The 2,689-nt window shown below is 32.2% G+C and carries 4 protein-coding genes; 3 read left to right on the forward strand and 1 reads right to left on the reverse strand.

What is annotated here, in order from left to right:
• Window positions 1-458, reverse strand: a 458-nt coding sequence (locus AC1DRF_RS22285; RefSeq protein WP_477741713.1) for a helix-turn-helix domain-containing protein, incomplete at its 3' end; no start/stop codon positions are given.
• Window positions 459-650: 192 nt separating this feature from the next.
• Between AC1DRF_RS22285 and AC1DRF_RS22290 the strand changes: the two genes are divergently transcribed.
• The 3 genes from AC1DRF_RS22290 (at window position 651) to AC1DRF_RS22300 (ending at window position 2,234) form a co-directional block, all read left to right on the forward strand.
• A complete protein-coding gene (locus AC1DRF_RS22290) occupies window positions 651-1,238 on the forward strand; it encodes an NDxxF motif lipoprotein (RefSeq protein ID WP_477741714.1) in 588 nt (195 codons plus the stop codon).
• A 106-nt stretch (window positions 1,239-1,344) separates the two neighbouring features.
• Window positions 1,345-1,890: a hypothetical protein gene (locus AC1DRF_RS22295; RefSeq protein ID WP_427076745.1), complete on the forward strand. Its 546-nt coding sequence runs from the start codon at window positions 1,345-1,347 to the stop codon at window positions 1,888-1,890.
• 161 nt (window positions 1,891-2,051) lie between these two features.
• Window positions 2,052-2,234 carry a hypothetical protein gene (locus AC1DRF_RS22300; RefSeq protein ID WP_025749161.1) on the forward strand — a complete coding sequence of 61 codons (183 nt, stop codon included), beginning with the start codon at window positions 2,052-2,054 and terminating at the stop codon, window positions 2,232-2,234.
• Window positions 2,235-2,689 lie beyond the last annotated feature (455 nt).

A 2,689-nucleotide genomic window follows, 5' to 3' on the forward strand; every position in this document is an offset into this window, starting at 1 on the left:
CCCTCGTTCTTCGTTTTTAGCTCATATCCAATGACATAAAAAGCAGATTTAGTGACTAGTTTTGGTTCCATCTTATTTCCTCCTGACAAAAGTGTGGTAGTTAGGTAGGCTTTTCCCCGCAGCGGTCCAGATATTCTCCTTGCGTTACGGTATTGCTTCGGTGAAACATCATAAAAGTTTTTGAACGCTCTGTTAAATGATTCTTGATATTGGAAACCAACATCAAGTGCGATATCAATGACTTTTTCATCTGTGAAAAATAAGCGTTCTGCTGCGCGTGTGAGTCTTCGTTTCCTCACATAATCCATCACCGATTCTCCAACAATGGCTTGGAAGACACGGTGATAATGAAAAGGAGAAAAGCAAGCAATTTCTGCTAACTTTTCTAAAGTAATTTGTGTCTCCAAATTCTCCTCAATGTAATCTAGCGTTCTTTGTATACAAGTTACATAATTCATTTACATTCACCTACCTTACGTTCACTATAACAGCAAACAAATCGTTGTTCTTAACATTTTTTGCTATATTCAATTAGATGAGGATAGTTTTGCAATATACGCCTCTAGATGTATACTCCTAAGGGAATTTTAATGCTAAAATTTTCTATGTAAATTAATGGAATAAATACATTAGTAAAGGGAGCGTTTGAATTGAAGAAACTTTATTTTAGCTTAATGATTATTTTTTTATTAGGTGCTTGTTCTTATCAGGAAAGTACAAAAGAAGTTAGTGAAGAAATTGTATTACCAACTTCTATATTTAGTTCATCGAAAAATAATGCTGTAATTAATGAAAAGGAAATGAAAGAAAGTATAAAAACTCACTTAAATACTAACGAGGATTTATCCAATATCAGTGATCAATTTGAAGAAATGATGGATTCTGATCAACAGCTAACTAAAGCTGAAGCGAAAAAACTTGAACAAATAAACGATCTGGTCAAAGAAAATGATCGTAACTTTTCTACATATATCTCGCACAATACTCTACCAGAAGGATATAAAAAAGAGTCAGAGAGAATTAGCCGCTTTATTATGGGTTCCAATCAAATTTTGGATGAACTGGATCAAGCCATCGATGACATGGTTGAGCATATGAGCGAAGGAGATTTTTCTGAAACAGAAATTGATTCACTTATGAATAAAAATGAAGGTGTAAATGGAAGGGAACAGAAAAAGATAGAGAATTTTCTAGATGACAAAAATATTGATACAAAAGCTTTTGGACGAAAGAGTTAAAACAATTTAATAGATTTGCTTTGGTTAGGGGGAGCTTACTATTGGAGTAGTTAAGTCTACAAATAAACTTGCATTTTCTATTATCTATTTAGTCTTCGGTACAGCTTTGGGGATAGTAGCCAAATATTTAGATACTATTGCAGGTGTTGATGGAAGCTGGTGGATGAATATTCTATCGTACTTTGGGGATTTGTGTTCTAGGGCCGGTATTTGGGTCCTGATTGCTACCCTTATAGCCGCGTATAGTAAAACCAAAATTAGTGGGGCTCTTAATACATTCATGTTCTTTATAGGAATGCTAACAGGCTATTATATATATTCCGCTTTTCTATTTGGATTTTTTCCAACTAGTTATTTTTTATTGTGGGGAAGTATCGCACTAGCGTCTCCGTTTCTAGCAGCTATTGTATGGATGGCTAAAAATAATTTACGTCTAGCTTGGATATTACCAGCGTTGCCTATGGGGTTATTGCTAAGTCTTTCTTTAGCGGTTGGAGTATTTTATATACATGTAAATTATATTGAAGAGTTCATTATGTATGCTGTTTTATGCAGAGTCTTTTACAGAAATCCAAAGCAGCTAGCGGCAACAATTTCTGTTTCGTTTATCATTTCGTTTATTATCAAACAAGTAAGTCCACTTCACTTTTGATTTAGATGAAGGTTTAAAAAAAATGAAAGTTTACTATGTGAAAAGGGGATTTCGGTAACTAACTATAAATACAATTCAAAACGGCTTTTACATATATATTCTTTAAAATACAGTAATTAGGAAACTTTTATAGAAGTAATTCGTATAAAAGGTAGGAGGTGATGGATATTAACACGGAAAAACGTCTGGATGAAATTGAAAGAAAATTAGATGATTTACATAATAAGATAAGTAATCAAGAAAGTAGAGCAAAGTATAAACCTATCTTTACAATTGTACTCATTTTATCTGCAATTCTCATATTTTTTGTGCTTATAGGTGTTGTAAGCTTTTTTACAGGTTAATTTTTTTACTAATCTCTCAGAATTATTTCTGGGAGACCTTTCATTATTTAAACTAACGACAATTCATTTTGTATAAACTTATATATAATATAACCGCTTAAAATAAAAGGGGATAAAATTATGATGGGAAATGAAAAGGAACGTTCCACATTTAGTGCGGCTTTCAAAACCTATGAACAGCTATTAAAAAAGATCTTACATATGTTCTTTACTAGATAATATTCTACGCCATGTTAACTAAAGATATATATTTTAATAAACTATAAAGTAGTAAAAATGACATTATGGTGTTTACATGGAGGAAGAGCATGAGAAAGTTTTATATTGCTTTATTTAGTCTTTTCTTTTTTATTTCATTAGTAGTTGGATGGCAAAGTAAAGCTGAGGATCCTTTAGAGTTTTCAGGTGAAACTCAAAGCTGGTCAGCTACTATTACGTTATATCCCGTTGAAAAT

The organism is Priestia sp. P5_B4 (assembly GCF_056400385.1).

Coding starts and splice junctions, on each gene's coding strand:
- AC1DRF_RS22300 (WP_025749161.1), top strand. CDS start 2,052: ATGGATATTAACACGGAAAAACGTCTGGATGAAATTGAAAGAAAATTA.